Raw genomic sequence first — 26176 nt, 5'->3', positions numbered from 1 at the left:
TTTATGAGAAGCTTATCAATTGATGTATTAAAAATAATTCTGGCATTTTTTGTCGTTTTTTTGCACATGCATCTTTTGAGAGATGAGTATCCGTCGTTAAGTTATGTTCTCGTCAACGGACTTTTTAGAATTGGAGTGCCTGTTTTCCTTATCATCACGGGATATTATTTTTACTTTGTTGATACTTTTGATAAGTTGAAAAAATGGATAATAAGAACATTTTTACTCTATTCAATATGGTCGGTAATTTATATTCCGTTGTGGAAAGAGGGGATGGTTTTTACTAATATTGTTTTCGGTTATCACCATTTATGGTATCTGATCGGGACTTTATTTGCTGGAATTCTATTGTTTGCTTTAAGACAAAAATCAACTTCCGTATTGGTTGCAATTATTCTTATTTTATTCGGCATCGGTTATACCATTCAGCTTTTTGGAAATCTGCATTATTTTACAGGTGAACTGGATTCAACATTGAATTTATATCCGTTTTATAGAAACTTTTTATTTGTATGTTTTCCCTTTTTAGGAATAGGTTTTTTAATTAAAAAACTGAATATCGATGTCAAACAAAAACCTTCATTATTGCTAGTTTTAGCGTCGATCGCTCTTGTTATTTTTGAATCTTTTCTAAATTATAAAGTCATTCATTTAAACCAAAAAGAGAGTATTGATTTATTGATTTCTTTATTAATTGCTTGTCCGCTGGTATTTTTATACTGTAAAAATTTGCCTTTTAAAACGGATTCTAAAATTTTAGCAAGTTTATCGACTGCAATTTATTTGGTACATCCGTTAATCATGAACTGGATTTTTGATCTGCACTTGCCTTCATTTGAATTTGTAATTTTTATTGCAGTTCTATTAATTGTAAGTCTACTCTTGGTTTTTATTAATAGAAAGGTGAAATATTTACTTTAATCCTGTCCGTTCATTGTTTTGATCAGACCATTTTCATCATAAAAAAGTTCTCTTACTTTTAAACTTCTTAAATGATTTTTTCCGCCAGAAGGTTTGCTGTCGTGATAAAATAAATACCATTTATTATCGATCTGAACGATGCTGTGATGAGTCGTCCAACCAACTACTGGAGTCAATATTTCCCCCTGAAAAGTAAACGGTCCGTAAGGTGTGCTACCGATTGCGTAAACAAGTTTGTGAGTATCTCCGGTAGAGTAGGAAAGATAGAATTTGTTGTTATATTGATGAACCCAAGCTCCTTCAAAAAAACGGCGGTCGTTATCACCTGCTTTCAACGGATTTCCATCTTTGTCTAGGATTTGGATGTCTCTTGATTCTTCCGCAAATTCGGTCATGTTTTTGTTTAATAAAGCTACTTTTGGAGATAAGGCATTTTCATCTTTTTTAGGTTCAATGGAATTTTCTAGAGCTTTATTGTTTCGGTATTTTTCCAATTGTCCGCCTTTCAAACCACCAAAATAAATGTAGTAATTACCATTGTCTTTTAAAATTGCAGGATCAATGCTGTAACTTCCTTTGATTGGATTTTTTTCTGCTTTAAAAGGTCCTTCCGGCCTGTTGCTTACTGCCACACCGATTTTAAATAATCCATTTTTATCTTTTGCAGGAAAATAAAGATAATATTTACCGTTTTTCTCCACACAATCAGGAGCCCAAAGTTGTTTTTCTGCCCACGGAATATCTTCTAATTTTAAAACAATTCCAAGATCTTTTGCCTTATCCTGCTGAATATTTTCCATTGATAACACATGATAATCCTTCATATTGTAATGACCTCCGTTTGTAGGATCTTTTACTTCCGTATCAATATCATGAGAAGGGTAGATGTAGATTTTATTATTAAAAATATGAATCGACGGATCTGCAAAGTAGAGATCATCAAATAAATATCTTGGCGTTTCCTGTGAATATGCCAACTGTGAAAGTAATAAAAAAGATAAAATTTTCTTCATGGTTAAGAGTTCTTGGTTAAATTATTTTATTGAAAGATGGTTTACATACGCCAACTTTAGCTTATTGGCAGAGACAAATTCTGAGTGGTTGAGATCAATCTCTTTTTCTGTCTTCAATTTATTATAAAAACTTACAATTTTCCCATTATTATCAGAGTTTTTAATAAAATTATTAAAAAATATTTCTGATGTTTCTTTATTTGAAAAACATAATAAAAAGTCAAGTGGAACTAGAGTGTCTTCACAATATTTATTGAATTTGGTTCCATTATTTTTAAGAAATTCTATTGCATTTTCCTTTAAATTGAATAGCTCAAAAATAGGCAGTACATATTTTTGGAGATTATTTGAGATTTCACCCACTGATTTTTCAAAACTTAATCCTGCAAGGTTCCATCTCTTCCATGTGTTATACGGAGTTATATAGCCAAGGTGTTCTGCATAAACGACTCCGCTCGAAAATTCATTTTTTAAGTTCTCAATCTGCCATTTTTTCAATTTTTTAGAATAAACAGCGATATGCGGAATGATTATAACATGAAATGAATTGTTCGTAAAACTGCTGTCAAAACTTATCTCGAAAAACATATCTTTGTCTGAGGATATTTTTTTAAGTCTCTGTCCTTTCTGATAAATTTCAAAACCATCCAATTTTTCTGCTATCGCATTACAGGCGTTTAAAAATATTGTTCTTGTCTCCATTACTATTGAATAATTCAGTGTAGAAACAAATATAGAAGAAAAAATTAATGGAATAAAAAAAAGAGACTTGGAATAAGTCTCTTTTAAATATTTTTAGTTGAATAAATCTTTCACTTTATCAAAGAAAGTTTTTTCTTTTCCGGAAGGTTCTGCAACCATTTCTCCGCTAGACATCTGCTTTTCGAAGAAGTCTTTTTGTTCTTTCGTAAGTTTTTGCGGTGTCCATACATTGATGTGGATGAACATATCACCTTTTCCGTAGCTGTCGATGCTTGGTAAGCCTTTTCCTGCTAGCCTTAGGATTTTTCCAGATTGTGTACCAGGTTCGATCGTGATCTTTACTTTTCCGCCAACAGTAGGGATTTCTCTCTTAGTTCCCAATGAAGCTTCAGCAAATGAAATATATAATTCTTGGTGAAGATTGTCACCTTCTCTTTTAATTACTTGATCTACTTCTTCCTCTACAATCACCAATAGATCTCCGGGAATACCTCCGAAAGGAGCGTCATTACCTTTTCCTCTTACATTAAGCTGAATTCCGTCTCTAGCTCCTGCAGGAATGTTGATCGTGATTTCTTCTTCATCTTTTATTAAACCTTGTGCATTGGCACCTGCAGGAATTTTATCAGCAACTTTACCGATTCCCTGACAAGTTCCACACGTAGTCTGCGTCTGCATTTGTCCGAACATTGTGTTCATAACTTTTAGCTGAACACCAGAACCGTTACATGTAGGACACGTTTTTGAAGTAGCACCAGGTGCCGTCTTCATTTTTTTTACTTTAAGAGTTTTTTGGGTTCCGTTTACCATCTCTTCAAGGTTCAGCTTGATTCTGATTCTTAAATTAGAACCTTTCACTTGCTGTTGTCCTCCGCCAAAGCCACCGCCACCGCCGAAATGACCACCGAAAATATCTCCAAACTGACTGAAAATATCCTCCATATTCATTCCGCCGCCGAAACCGCCTCCGCCGCCAAAACCACCGTTTCCGCCAACTCCTGCATGACCGTATTGGTCGTATCTTGCACGTTTATTGTCGTCGCTTAATATTTCATAAGCTTCTGCTGCTTCTTTGAATTTTTCTTCGGCTTCTTTATCTCCCGGATTTTTATCTGGGTGAAATTTGATCGCCATTTTACGGTACGCTTTCTTTATTTCTTCGGCTGATGCAGATTTGCTAAGTTCAAGAACCTCGTAATAATCTCTTTTTGACATGTCTTTATATGAGTAATTTGTAATGGGTAATTGGTAATATTCAAAATTGATTATTACCAATTATTCATTGCTTATATTTTTAATTTCCTGTTACTACTTTTGCAAAACGAATTACTTTTTCGCCTAACATGTATCCTGTTTCGATAACATCTACAATTTTACCTTTCAAGTCTTCAGAAGGTGAAGGAATTTGAGTAATTGCCTCGTGAAGATCTACATTAAAAGTATCTCCGGCTCTTACTTCCATTACTTTCAAACCTTTTTCAGTAAGTTTATTTTTAAGTTTCTGATAAATAAGCTCAACGCCTTGAAGGTCTGCTTCGTTTCCGTTTTTAGCGATCTCTTTTAAAGCTCTTTCAAAATCATCCAACACACCAAGCATAGATACCATCATGTCTTGATTTGCATATTGGAAAAATTCCATTTTCTCTTTAGAAGTTCTTTTTTTATAATTTTCGAACTCAGCGTAAAGACGGATGTAACGGTTTTTCTCTTCTGCCAAAAGTTCTTCCGGACTAGGAGTATTTGTCACATTTTCTTCAGCAACTGTTTCGTTCTGAGTATTTGTATCTTGTTGTGTATTGATGTTTTCTTCGTTGATATCCTGATTTTCCATTTTCAATAACTATTTTAATGAATTGTTTGGCAAAGATACTGCCAAAGAAAAAATCAGGACATTAAGGCAGGATTAGGAATGAATTGGGAGTTGTGAATTGTCAATTTTTCCTATTTAATTAGTTTCCTTTTTCAGGTAAAATATTTTTCAGGAGCTTAATCTCGCTATCCACTCATACTCCTCGCGCCAGCGCACGCCAACGCTAAAATCCTCCAACGCTCCCATTTTCTTGCTGTGGGGTAACCGTTACTATCGAGGCTAAAAAGTGAATGGTGAATGGTCAATCGTCAATTTTTCCAGCTTAATTGTAAATTCACAATTCACAATTCACCATTGACAATTCACCATTCACCTTTAAATCTATTCTCCGAAAAAAGTTTGATATAATAAATAAAGATTTAAAATAATAATAACAAATGAAATAATCCAGATGCAGATTTTCATTAAAGGTTTATTCACAAATTCGCCCATTTTTGCTTTGTCATTGGTAAACATTACAAGCGGAACAACAGCGAAACTCAATTGCATAGAAAGGATAACCTGACTTAAAACTAATAATTCCGTAGTTCCTTTTTCACCATACAAAATGGCTACAATCAAGGCCGGAATTACTGCGATCAATCTTGTGATCAATCTTCTTAACCAAGGCTTTAGTTTAATATTTAAAAAGCCTTCCATTACAATTTGTCCGGCAAGAGTTCCTGTTAATGTCGAGTTTTGACCTGACGCCAATAAAGCAATCGCAAAAGCAATACTCGCCATGGAAGCCCCCAAAATTGGAGTCAACATTTTATAAGCATCATGAATATCTGCAACATCATGATTTCCTGTAGTATGGAAAGTCGCAGCGGCTAAAATAAGGATCGCAGCATTAATGAAAAAAGCAAGCATCAAAGAAACCGTACTGTCAATTGTTGCAAATTTTATCGCTTCTTTTTTACCTTCTGTATCACGGGTGTAATCTCTGGTCTGAACAATACTGCTGTGTAAATAAAGGTTGTGGGGCATGACGGTAGCTCCCAAAATTCCAATTGCGATATAAAGCATTGCAGGATTTTGCAGGATTTCTTTTTGAGGAACCAATCCACCTAAAATTTCGTTAAAAGCAGGTTGAGAAATTACAATTTCATAAATAAAACAGGCTAGAATGATGAAAATAAGTCCTCCAACAATACTTTCAATCCATCTAAAACCTTTTGCCTGAAGTAAAAGTATAATTAAAACATCTACAGTCGTAATCACAATTCCCCAAGTCAAAGGAATATGGAAAAGTAAGTTCAACGCAATCGCTGAACCAATAACCTCGGCTAGATCACAGGCGGCAATGGCTATTTCACAAAATACCCAAAGCATAAAATTGGTTTTCGGACCAAAATGATCTCTACAAGCTTGAGCAAGATCTCTTTCTGCAACAACACCCAATTTCACAGACAAATGCTGTAAAACCATTGCGAAAATATTAGAAATAAGAATTACGGATAGGAGAGTATACCCAAATTGTGCACCACCGGCAATATCTGTAGCCCAGTTTCCAGGGTCCATATATCCCACAGCAATCATTAATCCGGGGCCTGCAAAAGCCAGATATTTCCTCCAAAAACTTCCGTTTTTAGGGACTTTTATTGAAGCATAAACTTCTGATAAAGAGTGGGATGTTTTATCTTTACGCCAAGCGTTTTTTAAATTCAAATTCATAAATGTTAGAAATGACTAACAAATTTAATTAAATAAATGAAAATACAATGTATATAACAAAAAAATCCCGAAAAATAATTTTCGGGATCTTAAATATGTGTTGATGAAGATTATTTTGCAAATCTTACAGCCATTTTTCTATCAACTGCTCTTTCAGCATCAGAAGCTTTTGCATCTACTGTTGCAAATTGGCTTCCGTAACCATCAGCTCCTGCAACTTGAGAACCTACACCTTGCTTATCTAACCAGCCTTTAATGAAATTGGCTCTGTCAGCAGATAATTTTAAGTTTTTAGCTTCGTCTCCTGTTTTATCAGTATATCCTCCAATTTTTACTTTTGCATCCGGATATGCTTTTAAAATTGTTACTAAATTCTGTAACTGACCTTCCGAACCTGCTTCAAGTTGATTGGCGCTACCAATTTTGAAATTTACGTGGTCAAAATTATACCAAGTCGTTTTTAGAGCAGCATCATCTGCAGCGTTTTTATAACCGTCGGATTTTAGGAAAGCGATCATTTGATCTTCCATTCCACCTTTGTAGCCTTTAAGAGCTGTACCGTTAAGGTCGATGTTTTCATCAACTTTAGCTGCTGCAACTCCGGCTGTAGTATCAGTTGACGTAACTGTCGTTGCCGTATCAGCAGGCGCCGCAGTTGAATCTGTTGCTACTGTTGTCGTAGTGGTTTCTTTTTTCTCACACTGTTTCCATAAGAAATAACCAGCTGCAAGAAGTAATAATAAAGGAAGTAACCATTTCCAGATAGATCCGCCACCGTCAGAATTGTTTCTGTCCGGGTCTGTTCCTACAGGAGTCGTACTTCTTGTAACCTCTACTTTAGGCTCTTCACGTACCGTTTGTTTTATTGTATCAGCATCATTGTCAAACTTATAACCTTTCGCCCAGTCTCCAATATTTAATGAAGCTAAAGAAAGTCCTGCAGGCAACAATGTTGAAACAATCCCTTTTTGTTCACCCAATAAATTTGAGATCCCTGATTTGTCCAAATTGTTATCTGCCGCGTATTTTCCAACCGATCCAAGCGTAGCTCCAGTCACTAAATTTAATAGTGAGTTTGAAGAATTATTACTAATTCCGGCATACGTTGCAATGGCGTTTACTATTCCGCTTACTTTGTCTCCAAAGATGGAAGATAGTAAAGTGCTTATCCAAGAGCTATTTGCAGAGTTACCCAATAAATTCCCTAAGATTCCACTGGAAGAAGCATTCGAAATGGCATCCAAAACAGCAGGATTATCTGAATTATTAGCTAATCCGCCCACGATCGCAGGTAATAAACCTCCAATTGCTTTTGAAATACCAGATTCACTTTCTCCAAGCTGAGATGCAGCCTGAGAGACCAAAGCAGGACCTAATTGTCCTTTAATTAAATCAATGACATTTAAAGACATAATAAATTATTTTGAGATTAATGTTGATATAAAATTAAACAAAAATCTGTCCAAATATAGATTTAAATGAAAAAATCTTTAAAAATCACGAAAATTTTTAAAGATTTATCAATTTATTATGTTAAATTTTAATAGGCTTTTGCGAATAAAACTCGACGTTTAGATGGTTTTCCTGAAACAAGAGAAATACCTTCTTCAATGTCATCATCCAAAGGAATACATCTGATGGTAGCCTTTGTTTCGTCCTTGATTTGCTCTTCTTCTTCTTCCGTACCATCCCAATGTGCAGAGATGAAACCGCCTTTTTCTTCTAAAACTTTTTTAAATTCTTCATAAGTATCAACTTTAGTGATATTTTCTTGTCTGAAGTTATAAGCTTTAGTATAAATATCTTTTTGAATTGTTTTTAATAGTTCTTCAATGTAAGAATCTAAACCTTCAATTGGCTGAGTTTCTTTCGTAAGATTATCTCTTCTTGCGATCTCAACAGATTTGTTTTCTAAATCTCTTGGTCCCATTGCGATTCTTACAGGAACACCTTTTAATTCGTATTCTGCGAATTTCCAACCTGGTTTGTTGTGAGTGTCGTTATCAAATTTCACAGAAATGCCTTTAGCTTTCAGTTTAGCCTGAATATCTAAAGCAATTTCACTGATTTGCTCTAATTGCTCTTCTCCTTTAAAGATAGGAACAATCACCACCTGAATTGGCGCCAAAGTTGGAGGCAATACCAATCCTAAATCATCAGAGTGCGTCATAATTAAAGCTCCCATCAAACGGGTTGAAGTTCCCCAAGATGTTGCCCAAGCGTGTTCTATCTTACCTTCTTTGTTGGTGAATTTTACATCAAAAGCTTTCGCGAAATTCTGACCTAAAAAGTGAGAAGTTCCTGCCTGTAGAGCTTTTCCGTCCTGCATTAATGCTTCGATACAATACGTTTCATCAGCTCCTGCAAATCTTTCAGATGGCGTTTTTACCCCCTGAATTACGGGCATTGCCATAAAGTTTTCTGCAAAATCTGCATATACTTTGTTCATTTTTTCAGCTTCTTCAACCGCCTCGTCTTTTGTAGCGTGAGCGGTGTGACCTTCCTGCCATAAGAATTCTGCCGTTCTTAAAAATAAACGGGTTCTCATTTCCCAACGTACAACATTTGCCCATTGGTTAATTAATATAGGTAGATCTCTGTAAGATTGAATCCAGTTTTTATAAGTACTCCAGATAATTGCTTCTGATGTTGGACGAACGATCAATTCTTCTTCCAATTTAGCATCCGGATCTACGATAAGTTTCGCAGGATTATTTGGGTCTGTTTTTAATCTGTAATGGGTAACAACAGCACATTCTTTTGCAAAACCGGCAGCATTTTTTTCTTCAGCTTCAAACAAACTTTTGGGCACAAAAAGCGGGAAATAAGCATTAACGTGACCTGTTTCTTTGAATTTTTTATCCATTTCATCACGCATTTTTTCCCAGATCGCATATCCGTATGGTTTTATAACCATGCATCCTCGCACCCCTGAGTTTTCAGCTAAATCTGCTTTTACAACCAATTCGTTATACCATTTGCTGTAATCTTCGCTTCTTGAGGTTAATTTTGCCATTATTCTTAAAATTTTTTTTAACTTTTCCCTATTATTGTTATCTAAAAAATAAAATCTATTTTTAATAGATTTTATTGTGGATATTTTGGTACATTTTTGGTACCGATTGCAAATATAATTTAAATTAAAAATCTTTACGTTATCATGAAAAGAAATATACATAAAAATTTGCTTGGTATGTTGAAATCTAAAGGGATTTTGGCGGTGTCAGGTGGGTTACTGCTTATGTCTTGTGGGGCTCAGATGGGCGGATACACGGAGACAGATGGGGTTTACTATGACCCGAATAAAGATACACTACCTGAAGGCGTTATTATTAATAATGATAACGGTAATAGAGTAGGTGAATATTATGATTATTACCAGGATTCAAATATTGTGCAAAATGCACAGGAGAATTCTCAGGATCAAAATAACAGATACGACTCTTGGAGTGACAATAACTGGAACTCAAATGCCACAGATTCTGACTGGGGTAATTTTGCCGGCGCTCAAACTAACTATTACGACAATTCTTGGGGTTCTCCTTGGGGATGGTATGGTGGTTACAGCCCTTATTGGGGTTGGAACAGAGGTTGGGGCATGGGAATGTCCTTCGGATGGGGTAGCTCATTCGGTTGGGGATGGGGAAGTTCTTGGGGATATAGCCCTTGGGGTTATGGATACGGAGGTTTCTATGATCCTTTCTGGGGTGGTGGATACTACGGAAACCCTTACGGGTACGGTTATGGAGGTTGGTACGGCGGTGGATACTGGGGTAATGGTTATTACAACAGAGGTATTTACAGAAGAAGCGGTTCTAACGGAAACAGCTTTAACAGAATGAGCAACGGTTTCAAAACTGGTAATAACGGTGGAAACGGCTTTAGAAATAACAACGGTGCTTTCAGAAACAATACTGGAAATAATGTAGGTTTCAGAAATGGATCTAACAACGGAGGTTTCAGACAGCAAGGAAGCAATGGTGGTTTCAGAAACAACGGACAAGCCGGCGGATTTAGAAATAATGGGCAAGCTGGTGGATTCCGTAATGGAAATTCTCAACCAAGACCAAACTACAATTATAATCAACAATCACAACCTAGAAGAAATGATGGCGGATTCAGATCCAATGATAGTGGAGGTTTCAGATCTAGCGGAGGTTACAATTCCGGAGGAGGCGGTGGCTTCAGATCAGGAGGTTCTTCTGGCGGTGGAGGAGGTTTCAGATCTTCCGGTGGCGGAGGAGGCGGTGGCTTCAGAGGCGGTAGATAATATTTCAAAATTTAATAACTATTCAAAAAAATAATGTTAAAAAAATCTTTAGTAATGATGAGTATTTCTGCGGCATTTTTTGCGCAGGCTCAGGATATTTCTATATTAAGAAATTCTGTTGATGTTTACTCTAATTCTCCAATGATCGGGTCTTCCAAGTTTAATGCGATGGGAGGAGCTAATGGAGCTTTGGGTGGAGATGCCAGTTCTTTATTAACCAACCCAGCAGGTTTGGGAGTTGCTATCTCTGGTGAGGTTTCCGGAACATTGTCAATTATGGGTAACAAAAATACTTCAACATTGGCAGGTGCTTCAACAAGTTATAATAATACGAAAGGCGATCTTGGAAATATTGGTGGTGTAATGACTTTCCAATTGATGACAGAAAGCGCTTGGAAGTTCATTAATGTTGGGGTAAATTTCTCGAATCAGTCACTTGATAATTACGTTGAAACTTCTGGAAACAGCAATATACTTTTTACTGATGTAGATACAAGTAATTCGTCATCATTCGGTAGACATGCGTACAATAGATATGGTAATTTATCTAAAACAAGTTTTGGAGTAGGTGCAAACTATAATAATAATTTGTATATCGGTGCGGGTTTGAATTTCTTCAATGCATCGCTTGATCAATCAGATACGGCTTCTTTAAATTCTACAACTAATAATTCTACAGAATTTTTCAGCAAGAACGGAACACCTTATTATGAAAGATCTAATGGTTTTTCAGCTTCATTAGGGGTGATTGGCAAATTGAGCCCGAACTTTAGATTAGGAGCTTCTATTGAAACGCCTACTTTCTGGACTATCGATAAAAGCTATAATTTCTACAATGATCCTGTTTACGGAGATGATATTGGCCTTGAAAGCAATAAATTCACTTCGCCTCTTAAAGCAACGGTGAGTGCGGCATTTGTAGCCAGTAAAAATTTCTCTTTGGACGTAGATTATACATTAGGGCTTACAAAGCCTAAGTATAAAGTATATACTCAGACTGAAACCGACATCAATAATTTCTTCAAGGATAATTATAAAAACTTATCTGAATTAAGAGTTGGTGCAGAATACAGAGTAAAACAAGTGAGATTGAGAGGTGGGTATTCTTACGCTTCAACACCGTTTGATGCTTTGACTATCGGAAGATATACGGATGGAGGAGATCAGGTTGATCAGTCTTATGGTAACCTTATTCTTAATAACAGAAATGCCTTGTCATTCGGTATCGGATATGATTTCAAATCATTCTATATCGATGCTGCTTATCAGAATATAACTTCAAAATATACCAATCCTTTTATGTTTGGTGTATTGGATGATAATAATAATTCTGCTTATTACTCTGCAACGAATAGTGTAGCGAGTGATTCGTTCATTGTTTCGGATGTGAAGAATATCAGAAATAACTTCTTTCTTACATTGGGATGGAAATTTTAATTTCCTCCGGTATATGTAATGAGTGATTAAATTGAGGCTCCGAATCTTTGATTCGGAGCTTTTTATTTCAATTTATTTCAATTTATTTCAATTTATTTTAATTGATTATTAATCAGGATTTTGAATCAAATTTGGTTGAATTTGAATCTGCTGTTCCGGAATATATTCAATAATTCTGTTGTTGGTATAAGGCATTGTGTAAAACGGATTAGTTCCATTTAAATGAGATCCCGGATATTCCATGTTTAAGTTTAATTTATTTCTGAATACATCATATTTTCTCTGTGCTTCAAACGCTAGTTCAAGTCTTCTTTCCTGAAGAACGGCATCTAAAATTGTTTGTCCTGCAGGGGTAGAAGCATATGTTGGAATTCCGGCTCTTGTTCTAATGATATTTACATCAGCTAATGCAGAAGTTGTCATTCCTTTTTTTGCGTAGGCTTCTGCTCGGTTCAGGTATATTTCTGCCAATCTTATTACAACAGGTGACCATAGTTGTGCAACACCTTCCTGTAATGAACATTTTAGGATATAAAACTTAGGATATCCGTTTCTTTTATCCATATCGTTATCTAAAGTAACGTAGACTTTTACACCACTTGAATTATTAAAATAATAATTCGTTTTATTGGGTAAAACCTCACTGTATACCTGATAATTCACGCTATTCATGGTGAAATAAGTGTTTCCGCCTTGCTGAAACGTTTTCTGGAAAACATAACTATAAGTAGTTCCGCCCGTTGCATTCGTTCCTTTTTGTACCCAATAAGCAACTGGAGTTAGCGGACTGCTATATTTAGGAGAAATAAATTTCAGTCTTGCATCCTGAGGATTTTGTCTGATCAGGTCTAAATATGAAGAAGACGCATACATTTCACCCCAACCAACACTTTGTATGTTAGCGTACATCGAACCTATTGTGTACCAGCCATCGCTATAATCGCCGTCTTTGTTGTATTTAAATGCAAAAATGGTTTCATTATTATTTTCCGGTGTTTTGGTTGCGTAAGATGGAAGCTCAGAATTAGAAAGCATCATGTATCTCCCGGAATTAATTACTTTATCAGCGTATTCAATGGTTTTGTCATTGTTTTCCATGTAAAGATAAACTCTGGAAAGTAACGCCTGAGCAGCTTCTTTTGAGGCATAAATATTTTTTTTATCAAGCGTCATTAACTGTTCTGCTTTTTTCAAATCACTGATAACCTGATCGTAAATTGCTCCGACTGTTGCTCTTGGTGGCAATTCATTCACATCATCTGAAGTTTTTAATGGTACTCCGAGGTTTCCTGTTCCTTGATTGTAGGGTTTTCCAAACACATTCACTAAAGAGAAATAAACATAGGCTCTTAGGAAATAATTTTCACCAATTAATTGATCTGTGTCTGCATCTTTTCCTTCAGAAAACTTAGATATAACTCTGTTACAGCCTATAATAGCTTTGTAACCTGCATTCCATATTACGTTAGATCGCCCGTTGTTTTTAATGCTTCTGTAATTGTAATAATAGAAAAATTGATCGGATGTTGTACCACTAATATCGATATTATCTCCACCGTATTCTCCAACTCTGTATAAGTTATTAAAAAATCCTCCTCCGTTAGCGTCGCCTTTCAAAAGAGCGTAATTTCCTAAGGTTATGGTTTGCAGTCCTGTTGGGTCATTTAATATTACATCAGACTCCTTAGAATCAAATGGTGATCGGTCTATATTACACGCAGTTAATGTTAATGCTATGAATGGTATAAATATTTTTTTCATAATGTTTTAAATTTTAAAAAGAGAAATTAAAGCCTAAAGAAAATCTTCTTGGAATAGGGTAAATTGATTCTGCTCTACCAGAATATGTAGTTTGGCCGCCTACTGCTCCAACTTCCGGATCTACGCCTGAAAATTTAGTGATCGTAAATAAATTCTCACCCATAATATAAATGCTTGCAGATTTAATTTTTATCTTTTCTGTTAAAGAAGTTGGGAAATTATATCCCAATCTTAAAGATCTTAATTTAACATAGCTTGCATCTTCTAAATATCGGGATGAAGGTCTGTTGGTTAAACTGCTGCTGTTATAGCTTGCTACAGGATGTGTTGCTATATCTCCAGGTTTTTCCCATCTTGTCCATCCATCTTGTAACACCATTTGGTTGTAATATGGATAAGCTCCATCTGAATCAAATCGTTCTCTGTCTGAATTGTAGATCTGCCCTCCTTGTGAAAAATAGACACTGGCATTCATGTAGAAGTTTTTCACAGTAAGATTAGTGTTGAAAGATCCATAGTAATCAGGTGTAGCATGACCAACGATCTGTGGTGTTGCCTGATTGTAATTGGATGTTAAAGTTCTGCTTCCATCTGAATTTACAACTTCCCACTGGCCTGCACCGTTATCAGGATTTACACCCATCCATTTTCTCATATAGAAGGAGGTGACATCATATCCTGCGGTTGCTGCTTGACTGTTATTTAAAGGTTGAATTGCATTATTTCTTGTAGAAAGAACAGCATTTTTATAAGTGCTGATATTGAATCCCAGATCCCAAGTCACTGTTGGAGATTTAATGATGGCATAATTAAAGTTAAATTCCCAACCTTTATTTTGCACGTCGCCAATATTCAAATATTGTCTGTCAACCCCTGTTAATGAAGAAAGTGTAGCTAATATTAGTAAGTTTTTAGTCTTATTATTAAAATAGTCAACATTTAAAGTCAATCTATTATTAAATGCTGAGATATCTGTACCAAGATTATTTTGATAAATAGACTCCCAAGTTAGATCCGGATTTCCTAGTTGGTACCATGTTGCTCCAATTTGTCCGTCGTATACTTGTGTCAAAGCATATAAATCCTGCCATCCGTAATTTGGTGATGGAGTATTTCCTACAAGCCCTCGGCTGGCTCTTAATTTCCATTCATTGATAGCTTTTACATTGAAAAATTTTTCTTTATGAATATTCCAGCCTAAACTATAAGAATAAAATAATCCATTTCTGTGATCCTTACCAAATGCGGAAGAAGATTCGCTTCGTAAAGATCCCTGAACAAAATATTTTTTATCATAAACATATTCTGCATTGAATAGAAGAGCGTTATAGGCTCTTTCAAATTTTGACCCAGAAGGCTTTTGCCCTGTTGTAGCTCCGTCATCAAAAATATCAGTTCCCGGAACTACGCCATATACGCCTGCTCGGGATATTTTATAAAACCTGTCCGAATATTCGTAAGCTGCTAGTGCATTTACATTATGAACGCCAAAATCTTTATCAAATCTCAACATCTGATTAAAAAATTTACTGATGTCTTTTACGTATGATTCTGTTAATCCTCCTTTGTTGCTTTCCCCGGAAATAGACCTTGGGTCTGTATAGTACATGTCATCGTAGTTTTTATACGTGACGTTGTTGGTTGTGATAAATTTCAGATAGTCGGTAATCTTAACTTCTGCATCAAGATTTCCTAAGAGATCCAATTGATTACTTTTACCATAATTCCATTGCAGATCGTATAGATAATTGCTGTAATCTCTTCCGTACCAATCCCCTGTATAAGTATTTGGATTAATTAAATTTCCATTGCTGTCTTTCGGATTATCCCAAGGCATATTGAGGTACATTTCGTAAAGAGATCCTTGATTATCTTTCCCTGTTGTGTAGGATAAGCTAACTTTTGGTTTTAAAGTTAACCATGGTTTTATTTTTTGTTCATGATTGATTCTGAAAGATAATCGGTTGAATTCGTAAGTTTTAACTGTTCCTGTCTCATTGTAATAATTACCGGAAATATAGGTTTTAGAGTTTTCAGATCCGCCTCTGAAATCGATAGTATAATTTTGGACAACTCCCGTTTGTGTACCGTTTTTCAACCAGTTATAACCATCCTTTCTAAGTTCTTCGGGTAGAGGAGGAGCGTTTTTTAATGAGGTGAAGTTATCGTATAATTGCGTTCCGTTCATTAGCTTGAAACGGCCGTTAGTAAATGTGTTGAAAGATTTATTCATTGAAAAGCTCAGTGCACCCTTTCCTGAGTTTCCGGATTTTGTGAATACCTGTACAATACCATTGGCACCTCTGGATCCATATAAAGCTGTTGAGGTAGCGTCTTTCAGTATATTAATGCTTTCAATTTAGCTGGGATCTAAATTAGGTGTTCCAGTCATCATTACGCCATCTACCACCCATAAAGCCTGACTTGGACCATTGATCGTAGAAGTTCCTCTGATTTTTACTGAAGCGGTAGATCCCGGAGCGCCACCACCTAAGTTAACCTGAGCTCCGGCAGCTTTTCCTTGCAGCATGCTGGCTACATCGGAAGTGCTGGCATCTTTTAGTTTTTTATCAGAAATTGTGGAAACAGCTGCAGTAAGACTCGATTTTTTCTGTGCTTTATAGCCGATAATAACTACGTCTTCAATTTCTTTTTCTCTTAGGGAATCTTTGTCTTTTACTGTCTGTGCGGTTACAATGCCGGACATTAGGAAAAAGCAAACTCCCACTTTTTTAAAATTTTTGATTTGGTTTTTCATACATGTGCTATTTATAATTGCTAATGTACAAAAAATGTCAAATTGTTTACATTTTAAATCTTAAATTATGTTAATTAATTAAATTATAAATAATTATAATGTTTAAATATTAATTAATTATCAAAAATAAATGTAAAATAAATACTTTTTTACAAATAATTAAATTGAATTTTAACTTATTTCTTTCTTAACGTTAATGTTTTTTATGTTAAAAATAATTTTTATTATAACTTAAATCAATATGAAGAGATATATTTTGAAATTTGTTGCTTAAGATTATTCTTAATCTTTTATTTCCTGAATATTTTTAAATAATTAAATGTTAAATAAAAGATAGAAGAAAATCAATAAAAAATAGCCATTTGTAGAAAATGGCTAAGATGTTTTTTTATAAAATATATCGTTCTTTTTTACGATGAAAAAAGATGAAAAATTCTAGTGATGATGTCCAACATGGTCATGATTGTGGAAAAGATGCATTAATAAAGCTAGGGAAACTCCTAAAATTACCAGTCCAATTTTCAACCAGTCAATATTGTGGTTTTTATTGCTCTCAAAAATAATTACGGATGATATATGTAAGAAGATTCCTCCCACGATAGCTAGGAAATAAGGCTGTAAATCAGGGTTGAAATAGTTACCCAACAGCATTCCCAAAGGTGAAGCTAAAGCAAATAATGCTACAATCAACATCGATGGATAAGACGATCCTTTAGAACCTTCCTTTCTGTTGAATAAAAAAGCTCCCAAAATAAACGAGATCGGAAGATTGTGAAATAAAATCCCCAAAAGATAAGGTGAAAGCTCGTGTTCTTCGTTCGCCAAAGGAATTCCCTCGATAAATGCATGAACGAAAAGTCCCACCATTAAAGCAACGGGAAGAATATTATGATCACTGTGATGATGAACGTGCCCGTGTTCGAAACCTTTGGTTAAAGCTTCCAAAATCATTTGTAAAAGCACGCCGGCAATGACAAATATTCCCAAATTGCTACTTCCTTCAACAGCGTAAACCTGAGGGAATACTTCATTTAAACAAATCGTGATCAGGAAACCAGCGCTTAAAATCAATAAATTTTTCGCCAATTTTTCCTTTTTCCCAAAATGTTTTCCAAGAAATACGCCTACAATTACACTTAAAATCAGTAAAAAAACGGTTATCATGCTTTTTTCTTAAATAAATTGATACAACGAGTTGAAACGTCTTTGTTGAAATCATTCAATTGATAATCTCCCCAAATTTTAATTCTTTCAAAACCACAATCTGTTGCGTAAGAATTGATGGCGTCCAACGTGTGAAGTTTTACTTTTTCAAAGAAATGAAAAGGTTTTCCGTCCGCTTCAAACTGAATGTCTTTAACAATATGTCTTCCTTCAATTTTTTTGCAAATTTTAAAATCAATATCACCACGAGTGATGATAGATTCTGGAACGATGTTTTTTCTTACATATTCTTCATTCAGATAATCCAAAACAAAATATCCTCCTGGTTTTAGAACATTATAAACCGATTGGAATACATTTTTATCATCTTTTTCGTTATTAAAGTATCCAAAACTTGTAAATAAATTGAAAACTGCGTCCATCGGATCCGCATCGATAGGATTTCTCATATCGTGAACATCAAAAAGTAAGGTCTGATTTTCAAACTGTTTATCAAATTCTATACTCTGTCTGGAAAGGTCTAATCCCAACACATCATAGCCTAATTTATTAAGAAAAACTGAGTGTCTTCCCTTGCCACAAGCCAGATCGATGATCTTCGAAGAAGGCGGTAAATGCAGCTCCTCAGTAAGCTTTGTAATGAAGTTTTCTGCCTCAGTATAATCTCTGTTACTGTAAAGCAAATGATAATAAGGTGTATCAAACCAAGATTCAAACCATTCCATAATGCAAAAATAACTAAATTTGTGGTCTTAAAAGAAATGTATTTGAATATTAAAGGATTGATAATTTCAATAAATTGTAGAATTGAAGCCTTAATCTTTTCGTTTTTAAATCATTAAATCTTTTAATTATAAAATTATGGATATAGAAAATCTAAAGATTCAGATCAAGACATTCTTCGGTCTGGAGCCGATCTTGGCGGAAGAGATCAAAAAATTAGGTGGGCGTAATGTCGAAATTAAAAATCGTGCAGTAAATTGTGAGGGAGATTTGGGTTTCCTTTATAAAATTAATTATTCTTCAAGAACAGCTTTAAAAATTTTAGTTCCTATTTTGGAATTTAAAGCTTTTAACCAGCATCAGTTTTACGATAAATTGTTTAAAGTGGATTGGGAGCAGTTCATGGATGTGGATCAGTCTTTTGCGATTGATTCAACGGTGAATTCTGACACTTTTAAACATTCACAGTTTGTAACCTTGAAAATGAAAGACGCAATCGTTGATTACTTTCAGGAAAAAGTTAAAAAACGTCCGAATGTGGATTCTAAAAGTCCACAAATCAAGTTTCACCTTCATATCGACAGAGAGTTGGTAACGATTTCTTTGGATTCTTCAGGTGATGCTTTATTTAAAAGAGGATACAGAAAAGAGCAGGGTGAAGCACCAATCAATGAAGTTTTGGCAAGCGGAATGCTTCAATTAGCTGGTTGGGATGGAAAAGGGAACTTCCTGGATCCAATGTGTGGTTCGGGAACGCTTTTGATTGAGGCGGCAATGATTGCTTTAGATCTTCCTGCGCAGATTTTCAGAAAAAGATTTGCTTTCCAGAACTGGCAAAATTATGATTCTGAATTATTTGCAAGAATTAAAGAAGTTAGAATCGGTAGAATTAAAGAATTTACAGGTAAAATTGTAGGTTACGACATCGACGGAAGAATGTTGAGCGCTGCAATAACCAATATTGAAGCGGCAGAAATGGAAGATATCATTGAAGTGAAAAGACAGGATTTCTTTGAAACTAAAAAAGAGCTTTTCCCTTTATTAATGGTATTTAATCCACCTTATGACGAGAGAATTTCTATTAATGATGATGATTTTTACAAGAAAATAGGAGATACTTTCAAAACGCATTATCCAAATACATTGGCTTGGCTGATTTCTTCTGATTTAGAAGCTGTGAAGAAAGTTGGACTTCGGCCTTCAAGAAAAATCAAACTTTTCAACGGAAAATTGGAAACAAGATTTTTACAATACGAAATGTACGAGGGAACGAAAAAAGTTCATAAACTTGAAAATCAATAAAAAATATTTAAATGAAACCTTCCAATTTTGGAGGGTTTTGTTTTATTTTGAAAATTCAATTTTTGTTTAAAATGTAAAACGAATATATGTCTTGGAATATTTTTGAAGTTGTGGAGTTTGTAGTTGATGCTTTGAGTCTTTTGAGTAGTGATTCATCAGAATCAAATTCTGGAACTGAAAAGCCTTTGAAACGCAAGAAATCCAAATATCTTGTAGAGCAGTTCAGTACGGCTTTTACATTGATAAGTTGTATTTTTCTTTTCTTCGTTTTCAAAGATCCTTTATTAGTTCAAAATTCTTTTCAAACTGTATGTATTGCCATTCTGATTGGTATGGTAATTACGTTTTTATGTTGTTTTGCTTTATATCTTTTAGAATTTTTCTACTTTAAAAGTTTCTTGTCAATGCTGTTTTTCTGTACTTCGATGATTGTATTGTGGACGGCTTCTGTTTTGTTTTTGTATTTTAAATCTGTTTTGTTTTGATAAATTAATCTACTTCAAAGCAGACGGCGCGCACCCAAACTGCTTTTTAAAAGCATAAGAAAAATGCGATAAATCCTCAAAACCTACTTCCAGAAAAACATCCGTCGGTTTTTTATTTTTTTCGGTTAAATGATAATAGGCCAGTTCTAAACGTTTGTGGGTAAGCCAACGTTGAGGTGTCACTTTAAATATTTTTCTGAAATCCCGATTAAATGTTGAAAGACTTCTGCCTGTGAGATAACCAAATCTTTCCAGCGACATATTAAACATATAATTTTTTTCCATGAAGTTGGTTAAATTGATCTTTCCGGGTTCTTCAAAATTGGCTAACAGAGAATCTATATTTTTATCAATAATTCTTAAAATACTGATGGCTTCTATAATTTTTAATGAAGCAATATTTTCAGGAAAGTTCTCTTTTAAATCAAAATAAGGAATTAGTGAAGCTAGACAGCTTTCGAGTAACGGATGTTTATCAAAACTGAAAATTTTAGAGCCTTCCTTGTTAAGGTTTTGTGGTAAATCGATCGTAGAGTAGAACTGTTTCAATCGTTCCGTGGTAAGATGCATAACCACGGCTTTGTGTGGAAGCCCATCTTTTGGGTAATTGATAATAGTTGCCAACGTATTTCTCGGAATCAGAAAAATATCGCCAGCTTTAAAAACATAAGTTTGGTCAGCCTGAATGATTTTAGTTTCACCGGAAATAAACCACACCAGCATATGAAACTCAAAAACGGTTTCGGTTTTGAAAAGCTTATCCTCATAAGAGGAAAGCTTGATGTCTGGTGTGATATATTGTATCTGGAAATCCATTTTGATTAATTTCTAATGACAAAATTATTTATTTAAAACAAATTATTCTACATCAAATTGAATTCCCAGCATTTCTTCACTTAATTTCCATAAACGCTCGGCATTTTCTTTGTCTATGGAATAAGGTTGAACGCCTCTTATTGTTGATGGATCATCATATCTGTGCTCGATTTGCCCTAAATCAATTTCAGCAATATCGCAATTTTCACAATAAACTCCACCCAAATTTTCAAGTAAAGGACTCGTTGCACACCAAATTGTAGTCGCTGCACCTTGCGGAACTGTTTTCAATTTTGCTTCAACTTCTGGTTTTATCTTTCCATTTTCGTCGTGAGTTCCCATTTGGATGTACAAATCAATCGGTTCATCTCTTCCAAGATCGGTTCCGTACACAGAGCCTGGATGTAGAGAATAAGCTCTTACGTTAAATTCTTTCGCTCTTTTGTCTAATTCCACAGCAAAAAGATTACATGCGGTTTTTGATTGTCCGTAGCCCAAAAGCGTTTGATATTCTCTTTGCTCAAAATTAGGATCTTCAAAGTCAAAAGGCGACATCTGGTGTCCAAAAGATGAAACATTGATTACTCTTGCTCCGTTCGCTTTTTTGAGAGCCGGCCATAATTTAGAAGTAAGGTGAAATTGACCTAAATAATTAACTGCCAGTTGAGATTCAATTCCTCTTCTGTCTCTTTGCAGCGGAACCCACATGATACCCGCATTGTTTATCAATAAATCTAGTGGTCTGCCAGAAGCAAGAAATTTTTCAGCAAAACTTTCAATAGATTCTGGATTTATCAGATCTAATTTTTCTAATTCAATATTAGAAATTCCTACTAGATTTTTCTCTGCTTTTTTAAGATCTCTTGCTGGAATAATTACTTTTGCTCCTGCCGAAACCAATGTTTTTATAGTTTCTAAGCCAATTCCTGCATAACCTCCTGTTACGATGGCAATTTTTCCTGAGAGATCAATACCATTAATAACTTCCTGCGCTGTTGATTCTGTAATAAAGCCAGAATTGATAGGTTGTTGCACTGTTGTCTGAAAATTTGTCTGTTCCATTTTTAAATGTTTTAATTTGTTGAGACAAAATTAGGAGGTAAAATCATGGTTGAATTTGTTTAAAATGTCAAATTATTTTGTTTAAAATGTCATTTTTTAAAGATGATTAATCAAGATATTTTTATAATTAAATCATAATGTCTGATAAAGAGTTTGCGAGTTCCTTCATGAATAATTAATTTTGAAAAATTTTCAATTTGAAACCTACAATTTCCATCGTCGTTGCTATTTTTAACCGAAAAGATGAACTTTTTGAGTTATTAAATTCTCTTACCCAACAAACAGATAAAGATTTTGAGATCATTATCGTTGATGATGGTTCATTGATTGACCTTAAACCGACAATCAAGAATTTTGAAGAAATTTTAGACATTAAATATTTCAGAAAAGATAATTCGGGGCCTGGTTTATCGAGAAATTATGGAGCAAAAAGAGCTAAAAATGAATGGCTTGTTTTTGTTGACAGCGACGTGATCGTAGAGAAAGATTATATTGAAAATATTAAAAATGATATCGTAGAAATTCCATGTGATGCTTTTGGTGGCGCAGATAAAGCGCACAAAGGCTTCAATTTAATGCAAAAAGCAATCTCATATTCCATGACCTCCGTTTTTACAACGGGCGGAATTAGAGGAAGTAAAAAGGCTGTCTCAAAATTTCAACCGAGAAGTTTCAATATGGGTGTGAAGAAAGAAGTTTTCGAAAAAGTGGGCGGATTTTCTGAAATGCGAATCGGTGAAGATCCGGATTTATCAATGACACTATGGGAAAATGGCTTTACGACAGCTTTTTTCGATAATATTGGAGTATATCACAAACGTAGGGTAGACTTCGGCAAATTTTCAAAACAAGTCTATCAATTTGGTTGTGCAAGACCAATTCTTAATCAAAGACATCCAAATTATGTAAAGATTTCGTTTGCTTTTCCAACTTTATTTATGTTGGGTTACATTTTGGGCTTTATTGAATATTTTATTCTCGGAAGAGGAATTATTCTCGCTTTTTATGGGCTATACACTTTTATGGTTCTTTTCCATGCTTTAATAGTGACTAAAAACATCAGCATTGCCGGAATGGCAGTTATTTCAACCTATATTCAAATGTTTTCTTACGGATACGGATTTTTAAAATCTTGGGTTTTATTAAATATCCTAAGAATGAAACCGGAAGACGCTTTCCCGAAACATTTTCATAAAAAATAATATTTAAACGAAATAAAAAAATAAAAGCTGTCGAAATTCAACAGCTTTTACAACAATAATTAGAATATAGAGATGGTTTCATGGTTGAGAACGCCTGTTTTTTGCATGCATTCCTTCATCTTTTCGTAGGTTCGTTCGATATCGTGATCCAGTCCTATTGAGAATCTGATCAGTCCATCGGAAATTCCCATTTCAGCGCGTTCTTCTTCCGGAATTTCAGAAGAAGTTGAGCTTCCTGAGCATGAGAATAAAGTTTTATAAAAGCCTAAACTTACCGCCAGATAACCTAAGTTTTCCTGTTGCATCAGCTCCATCAGCTCGTTGGCTTTGTCAGTAGTTCCTGCGTCTAAGGTCAATAATCCGCCGAATCCGTACTCCTCGTGCATCATGCTTTTCATTAATTCATGATTTCTGTGAGATCTCAGACCGGGATAAACGACTCTTAATCCGTCTTTTTCAAATCTTTCAGCCAGATACATTGCGTTGTAGCTGTGCTGTTTTATTCTGATATGTAAGGTTCTTAAATTCTTTAAAATACTTGCAGATCTGAAGCTGTCCATTGTTGGACCAAGTAACATACAAGCTCCGTTATTTACATTTTTTGTATCATTGATAAACTCCTGAGTTCCGCAATATACGCCTCCGACAGTATCACTGCTTCCGTTGATGAATTTTGTTAAACTGTGAATAACGATATCTGCTCCAAGCAATGTTGGTGAAATTGAAAGAGGAGAGAAAGTATTATCAACAATCAATTTTAAATTGTGTTTTTTACAGATCTCGGAAAGTCTTCTCAGATCGGCAACTTCAAGAAGCGGATTACTCACACTTTCGCAATAAATAACTTTTGTGTTGGGTTGAATAGAAGCTTCAAGAGCTTCGAAATTATTAATATCTAAAAATGTAGTTTCAATATGAAAAGGAGGAAGAAAATTTTTCAGGAAAGCGTACGTTCCACCGTAAATTGTTCTGCTCGAAATAATATGATCGCCACTTTTGCAAACCTGCATCAAAACAGAAGTAATGGCTCCCATTCCGGAAGCTGTAACGTTGGCTGCTTCGGTGTTTTCAAGTTTTGCTAGTGCCTGAGCCAAATAAAGATTCATTGGAGATGAATGTCTTGAATACAAATAGCAACCTTCTGCATTTCCTTCAAAAGTATCGAACATCGTTTTTGCAGAAAGAAAAGTATATGTTGAACTATCTGAAATCGATGGATTTACTCCACCAAATTCACCAAAATATTGTAAATCCTGTATTTCATTTGCTGCGTTAAAGTCTTTCATGATGTTTTCGATTTTGTTGAGCTAAAAATGAATTAATTCCAGAATTATTACAACTGAATTTTAAAATATTAGAATATAAAACTGTTAAATTTAATTTAAACCGAAAAAATGTTTGTTATATTTGATTAATATAAACTTTTGCCAAAAATATATCTATGACGTTTGATGAAATTGATAAAAAACTGCTTTTTTTCTTACAGGAAGATGCTAAACAAACCACCAAAGAGCTTTCTTACAAGCTTGGTCTGTCGGTAACGGCCGTTTATGAACGAATTAAAAAGCTTGAAAATTCGGGTGTAATTTCAAAATATGTAGCAATTCTAGACCGTAATAAAATTAACAGAGATTTTATTATTTTATGTCATGTGAAATTAAGTCAGCATAAAAAAGAATATGTTCTTCAGTTTGAACGTGAAGTGATGAATTTACAGGAAGTCACGGAATGTTTTCATGTAAGCGGAGATTACGACTATATCCTTAAAATCGGTGTTAAAGACATGACGGATTACCGTAATTTTATGTTGACCAAATTAACTACTTTACAGCATATTGCAAGTACTCACAGTTCTTTTATGATCTCTGAGGTGAAAAATACGACGGCGATTGTTCTTTAAATTTTAAACTAAAACTCCGTTTTTAGATGAAATTGGATCAGGAAGATCTGTTTCTCCCGTCATTTGTAAAAGATCGATCTCAATCGTTCTGCAAATAGAAAGCATCGGAACGTCAAACATCAATCCTGCAAACGGATTTTCGGAATAATCTCCTACCAATTCCATGATAATATAGATCCAACCGATGGTAATACAGAAAGGAATGGAAGTCCAGATTCCCCAGTCGCCCAGTTTTGCAAATTCATTCACCAAACCTAATGGAAGTAGGAGAATAAAAAGAATATTGAAAACGAATGCAGTACTTGCAAATTGTCTTGGCGACGGAAATTTTTTGATTCTTTCTGCCTGTCCCTGAAAATTATAAAACTCGTTTAAACAATTTTGCAATTGAACTTGGTTGAATTCTGAAATAACTTTATCATTTTTTAATTCGTTGATCTCTTTTGCTTGTTTTGAAATCAAGAAAGTCGCGAAATTTTTATAATCAGACTGCAGTTCAAATTCTTCTTCTGAAAGGTATTTATGCAGGAAAATCGGCGTTCTTCCGTAATCAGGAAAACCAGCTTTGATCAGTCTATTACGTTTATGATCAACATTTTTAAAACTATCATCTTCATGGCTGATATGCTCCCATTCTGTAGGAACCAAAAGCTGTTCACGGAAAGCGTAAAGCCATGCAATATGACGATACACGATTTTTTTTCTTCGATCTTCGAGATCAAAACTGCCTATTTCTTCATTTTTAGTATCAAAAGCATAGATCATCGAAGCAAATGATCGGCTTGAATTCACAATTCCTCCCCAGATTTTTCGGGCTTCCCAAAGTCTGTCGTAAGCCTGATTGTTTTTAAAACCAACCAAAAATGCTTCCGCAGTACCGATCAATGCAACCGGAACCCACGGAATTGTCATCCATTGCCAGTTGAAAAAATAGAAAAGAACAGCGATCAATGTACACCAGACCGAAATCCATATCAAATGATGACCGGATAAATTTAAGACCTGTTTGTAATTGACATATTTGGTAGTAATCATCTGTGTGAATTTTTAATGTGGAGGAAATAAGGTTAACAAAATAAATACCAATTTAAATTTAAGACAAGTTTTTTAATTAAAATAAATTAGAGCATAAAA

Annotated in this window: 23 protein-coding genes; 7 read left to right on the top strand and 16 right to left on the bottom strand. The window is 34.7% G+C overall.

Translation table 11 applies throughout. The features are described 5' to 3' along the window. Positions 1 to 3 precede the first annotated feature (3 nt). The gene (locus SB689_RS19705; RefSeq protein WP_410693789.1) at positions 4 to 921 is read left to right on the top strand and encodes an acyltransferase family protein; all 918 of its coding nucleotides are present in this window, start codon (positions 4 to 6) and stop codon (positions 919 to 921) included. On the opposite strand, the gene SB689_RS19700 is transcribed toward SB689_RS19705, so the two are convergent. The 7 genes from SB689_RS19700 to proS all read right to left on the bottom strand — a co-directional run bounded on the left by SB689_RS19700 (position 918) and on the right by proS (position 9178). After that, entirely contained in the window at positions 918 to 1934 is a 1017-nt protein-coding gene (locus SB689_RS19700; RefSeq protein WP_410693788.1) for a glycoside hydrolase family 43 protein, read from the bottom strand. The two genes, SB689_RS19705 and SB689_RS19700, sit on opposite strands and share 4 nt — an antisense overlap. Before the next feature lie 21 nt (positions 1935 to 1955). Further along, positions 1956 to 2636, bottom strand: a complete 681-nt coding sequence (locus SB689_RS19695; protein WP_410693787.1) for a hypothetical protein — start codon at positions 2634 to 2636, stop codon at positions 1956 to 1958. Between the two features lie 93 nt (positions 2637 to 2729). Beyond that, positions 2730 to 3851 carry a molecular chaperone DnaJ gene (dnaJ, locus tag SB689_RS19690; RefSeq protein WP_410693786.1) on the bottom strand — a complete coding sequence of 374 codons (1122 nt, stop codon included), beginning with the start codon at positions 3849 to 3851 and terminating at the stop codon, positions 2730 to 2732. Between the two features lie 79 nt (positions 3852 to 3930). Next, positions 3931 to 4467 carry a nucleotide exchange factor GrpE gene (locus SB689_RS19685; RefSeq protein ID WP_410693785.1) on the bottom strand — a complete coding sequence of 179 codons (537 nt, stop codon included), beginning with the start codon at positions 4465 to 4467 and terminating at the stop codon, positions 3931 to 3933. A 360-nt stretch (positions 4468 to 4827) separates the two neighbouring features. Continuing rightward, the gene (locus tag SB689_RS19680; RefSeq protein ID WP_410693784.1) at positions 4828 to 6162 is read right to left on the bottom strand and encodes an Nramp family divalent metal transporter; all 1335 of its coding nucleotides are present in this window, start codon (positions 6160 to 6162) and stop codon (positions 4828 to 4830) included. A 110-nt stretch (positions 6163 to 6272) separates the two neighbouring features. Beyond that, entirely contained in the window at positions 6273 to 7574 is a 1302-nt protein-coding gene (locus tag SB689_RS19675) for a DUF937 domain-containing protein (protein WP_410693783.1), read from the bottom strand. A gap of 128 nt (positions 7575 to 7702) precedes the next feature. Then, the gene (proS, locus tag SB689_RS19670) at positions 7703 to 9178 is read right to left on the bottom strand and encodes a proline--tRNA ligase (protein ID WP_410693782.1); all 1476 of its coding nucleotides are present in this window, start codon (positions 9176 to 9178) and stop codon (positions 7703 to 7705) included. A 144-nt stretch (positions 9179 to 9322) separates the two neighbouring features. Between proS and SB689_RS19665 the strand changes: the two genes are divergently transcribed. Together SB689_RS19665 and SB689_RS19660 are read left to right on the top strand one after the other, a co-directional pair. Then, entirely contained in the window at positions 9323 to 10432 is a 1110-nt protein-coding gene (locus SB689_RS19665) for a prolyl-tRNA synthetase (protein ID WP_410693781.1), read from the top strand. Between the two features lie 33 nt (positions 10433 to 10465). Continuing rightward, entirely contained in the window at positions 10466 to 11869 is a 1404-nt protein-coding gene (locus tag SB689_RS19660) for an OmpP1/FadL family transporter (protein WP_410693780.1), read from the top strand. A 108-nt stretch (positions 11870 to 11977) separates the two neighbouring features. On the opposite strand, the gene SB689_RS19655 is transcribed toward SB689_RS19660, so the two are convergent. The 5 genes from SB689_RS19655 to SB689_RS19635 all read right to left on the bottom strand — a co-directional run bounded on the left by SB689_RS19655 (position 11978) and on the right by SB689_RS19635 (position 18277). Then, positions 11978 to 13630, bottom strand: coding sequence for a RagB/SusD family nutrient uptake outer membrane protein (locus SB689_RS19655; RefSeq protein WP_410693779.1), 1653 nt, complete (start codon positions 13628 to 13630; stop codon positions 11978 to 11980). 13 nt (positions 13631 to 13643) lie between these two features. After that, entirely contained in the window at positions 13644 to 15980 is a 2337-nt protein-coding gene (locus tag SB689_RS19650) for a SusC/RagA family TonB-linked outer membrane protein (RefSeq protein ID WP_410693938.1), read from the bottom strand. 9 nt (positions 15981 to 15989) lie between these two features. Then, on the bottom strand, positions 15990 to 16388 hold the full coding sequence (locus SB689_RS19645) for a TonB-dependent receptor plug domain-containing protein (RefSeq protein WP_410693778.1): 399 nt from the start codon (positions 16386 to 16388) through the stop codon (positions 15990 to 15992). Between the two features lie 435 nt (positions 16389 to 16823). After that, positions 16824 to 17549: a ZIP family metal transporter gene (locus SB689_RS19640; RefSeq protein ID WP_410693937.1), complete on the bottom strand. Its 726-nt coding sequence runs from the start codon at positions 17547 to 17549 to the stop codon at positions 16824 to 16826. Then, positions 17549 to 18277, bottom strand: coding sequence for a class I SAM-dependent methyltransferase (locus tag SB689_RS19635; RefSeq protein ID WP_410693777.1), 729 nt, complete (start codon positions 18275 to 18277; stop codon positions 17549 to 17551). Before SB689_RS19635 ends, SB689_RS19640 begins: the two co-directional genes overlap by 1 nt. Before the next feature lie 136 nt (positions 18278 to 18413). On the opposite strand from SB689_RS19635, the gene SB689_RS19630 reads away from it, so the two are divergent. Beyond that, on the top strand, positions 18414 to 19577 hold the full coding sequence (locus SB689_RS19630) for a class I SAM-dependent RNA methyltransferase (RefSeq protein WP_072411937.1): 1164 nt from the start codon (positions 18414 to 18416) through the stop codon (positions 19575 to 19577). A gap of 86 nt (positions 19578 to 19663) precedes the next feature. After that, positions 19664 to 20062 carry a branched-chain amino acid ABC transporter substrate-binding protein gene (locus SB689_RS19625; RefSeq protein ID WP_410693776.1) on the top strand — a complete coding sequence of 133 codons (399 nt, stop codon included), beginning with the start codon at positions 19664 to 19666 and terminating at the stop codon, positions 20060 to 20062. A gap of 9 nt (positions 20063 to 20071) precedes the next feature. Here SB689_RS19625 and SB689_RS19620 read toward each other — a convergent pair whose 3' ends face one another. Next, entirely contained in the window at positions 20072 to 20878 is an 807-nt protein-coding gene (locus tag SB689_RS19620; RefSeq protein ID WP_410693775.1) for a helix-turn-helix domain-containing protein, read from the bottom strand. Between the two features lie 42 nt (positions 20879 to 20920). After that, complete coding sequence (locus SB689_RS19615; protein ID WP_410693774.1) at positions 20921 to 21940, bottom strand: SDR family NAD(P)-dependent oxidoreductase; 1020 nt, start codon at positions 21938 to 21940, stop codon at positions 20921 to 20923. Between the two features lie 197 nt (positions 21941 to 22137). On the opposite strand from SB689_RS19615, the gene SB689_RS19610 reads away from it, so the two are divergent. Next, positions 22138 to 23142 carry a glycosyltransferase gene (locus SB689_RS19610; protein ID WP_410693773.1) on the top strand — a complete coding sequence of 335 codons (1005 nt, stop codon included), beginning with the start codon at positions 22138 to 22140 and terminating at the stop codon, positions 23140 to 23142. 59 nt (positions 23143 to 23201) lie between these two features. On the opposite strand, the gene SB689_RS19605 is transcribed toward SB689_RS19610, so the two are convergent. After that, positions 23202 to 24428 carry an aminotransferase class I/II-fold pyridoxal phosphate-dependent enzyme gene (locus SB689_RS19605; protein ID WP_410693772.1) on the bottom strand — a complete coding sequence of 409 codons (1227 nt, stop codon included), beginning with the start codon at positions 24426 to 24428 and terminating at the stop codon, positions 23202 to 23204. Positions 24429 to 24583: 155 nt separating this feature from the next. Here SB689_RS19605 and SB689_RS19600 point away from each other — a divergent pair, with 155 nt between their 5' ends. Next, positions 24584 to 25042, top strand: coding sequence for an Lrp/AsnC family transcriptional regulator (locus SB689_RS19600; RefSeq protein WP_410693771.1), 459 nt, complete (start codon positions 24584 to 24586; stop codon positions 25040 to 25042). A gap of 3 nt (positions 25043 to 25045) precedes the next feature. On the opposite strand, the gene SB689_RS19595 is transcribed toward SB689_RS19600, so the two are convergent. After that, on the bottom strand, positions 25046 to 26077 hold the full coding sequence (locus SB689_RS19595) for a bestrophin family protein (protein ID WP_410693770.1): 1032 nt from the start codon (positions 26075 to 26077) through the stop codon (positions 25046 to 25048). Positions 26078 to 26176 lie beyond the last annotated feature (99 nt).

The sequence above is a fragment of the Chryseobacterium sp. SIMBA_038 genome (assembly GCF_046535115.1).
In the GTDB taxonomy this organism is placed as follows: domain Bacteria; phylum Bacteroidota; class Bacteroidia; order Flavobacteriales; family Weeksellaceae; genus Chryseobacterium.
This window is presented reverse-complemented; position numbering and strand designations above follow the sequence as displayed.

Coding starts and splice junctions, on each gene's coding strand:
- SB689_RS19705 (WP_410693789.1), top strand. CDS start 4: ATGAGAAGCTTATCAATTGATGTATTAAAAATAATTCTGGCATTTTTT.
- SB689_RS19700 (WP_410693788.1), bottom strand. CDS start 1,934: ATGAAGAAAATTTTATCTTTTTTATTACTTTCACAGTTGGCATATTCA.
- SB689_RS19695 (WP_410693787.1), bottom strand. CDS start 2,636: ATGGAGACAAGAACAATATTTTTAAACGCCTGTAATGCGATAGCAGAA.
- dnaJ (WP_410693786.1), bottom strand. CDS start 3,851: ATGTCAAAAAGAGATTATTACGAGGTTCTTGAACTTAGCAAATCTGCA.
- SB689_RS19685 (WP_410693785.1), bottom strand. CDS start 4,467: ATGGAAAATCAGGATATCAACGAAGAAAACATCAATACACAACAAGAT.
- SB689_RS19680 (WP_410693784.1), bottom strand. CDS start 6,162: ATGAATTTGAATTTAAAAAACGCTTGGCGTAAAGATAAAACATCCCAC.
- SB689_RS19675 (WP_410693783.1), bottom strand. CDS start 7,574: ATGTCTTTAAATGTCATTGATTTAATTAAAGGACAATTAGGTCCTGCT.
- proS (WP_410693782.1), bottom strand. CDS start 9,178: ATGGCAAAATTAACCTCAAGAAGCGAAGATTACAGCAAATGGTATAAC.
- SB689_RS19665 (WP_410693781.1), top strand. CDS start 9,323: ATGAAAAGAAATATACATAAAAATTTGCTTGGTATGTTGAAATCTAAA.
- SB689_RS19660 (WP_410693780.1), top strand. CDS start 10,466: ATGTTAAAAAAATCTTTAGTAATGATGAGTATTTCTGCGGCATTTTTT.
- SB689_RS19655 (WP_410693779.1), bottom strand. CDS start 13,630: ATGAAAAAAATATTTATACCATTCATAGCATTAACATTAACTGCGTGT.
- SB689_RS19645 (WP_410693778.1), bottom strand. CDS start 16,388: ATGAAAAACCAAATCAAAAATTTTAAAAAAGTGGGAGTTTGCTTTTTC.
- SB689_RS19635 (WP_410693777.1), bottom strand. CDS start 18,277: ATGGAATGGTTTGAATCTTGGTTTGATACACCTTATTATCATTTGCTT.
- SB689_RS19630 (WP_072411937.1), top strand. CDS start 18,414: ATGGATATAGAAAATCTAAAGATTCAGATCAAGACATTCTTCGGTCTG.
- SB689_RS19625 (WP_410693776.1), top strand. CDS start 19,664: ATGTCTTGGAATATTTTTGAAGTTGTGGAGTTTGTAGTTGATGCTTTG.
- SB689_RS19620 (WP_410693775.1), bottom strand. CDS start 20,878: ATGGATTTCCAGATACAATATATCACACCAGACATCAAGCTTTCCTCT.
- SB689_RS19615 (WP_410693774.1), bottom strand. CDS start 21,940: ATGGAACAGACAAATTTTCAGACAACAGTGCAACAACCTATCAATTCT.
- SB689_RS19605 (WP_410693772.1), bottom strand. CDS start 24,428: ATGAAAGACTTTAACGCAGCAAATGAAATACAGGATTTACAATATTTT.
- SB689_RS19600 (WP_410693771.1), top strand. CDS start 24,584: ATGACGTTTGATGAAATTGATAAAAAACTGCTTTTTTTCTTACAGGAA.
- SB689_RS19595 (WP_410693770.1), bottom strand. CDS start 26,077: ATGATTACTACCAAATATGTCAATTACAAACAGGTCTTAAATTTATCC.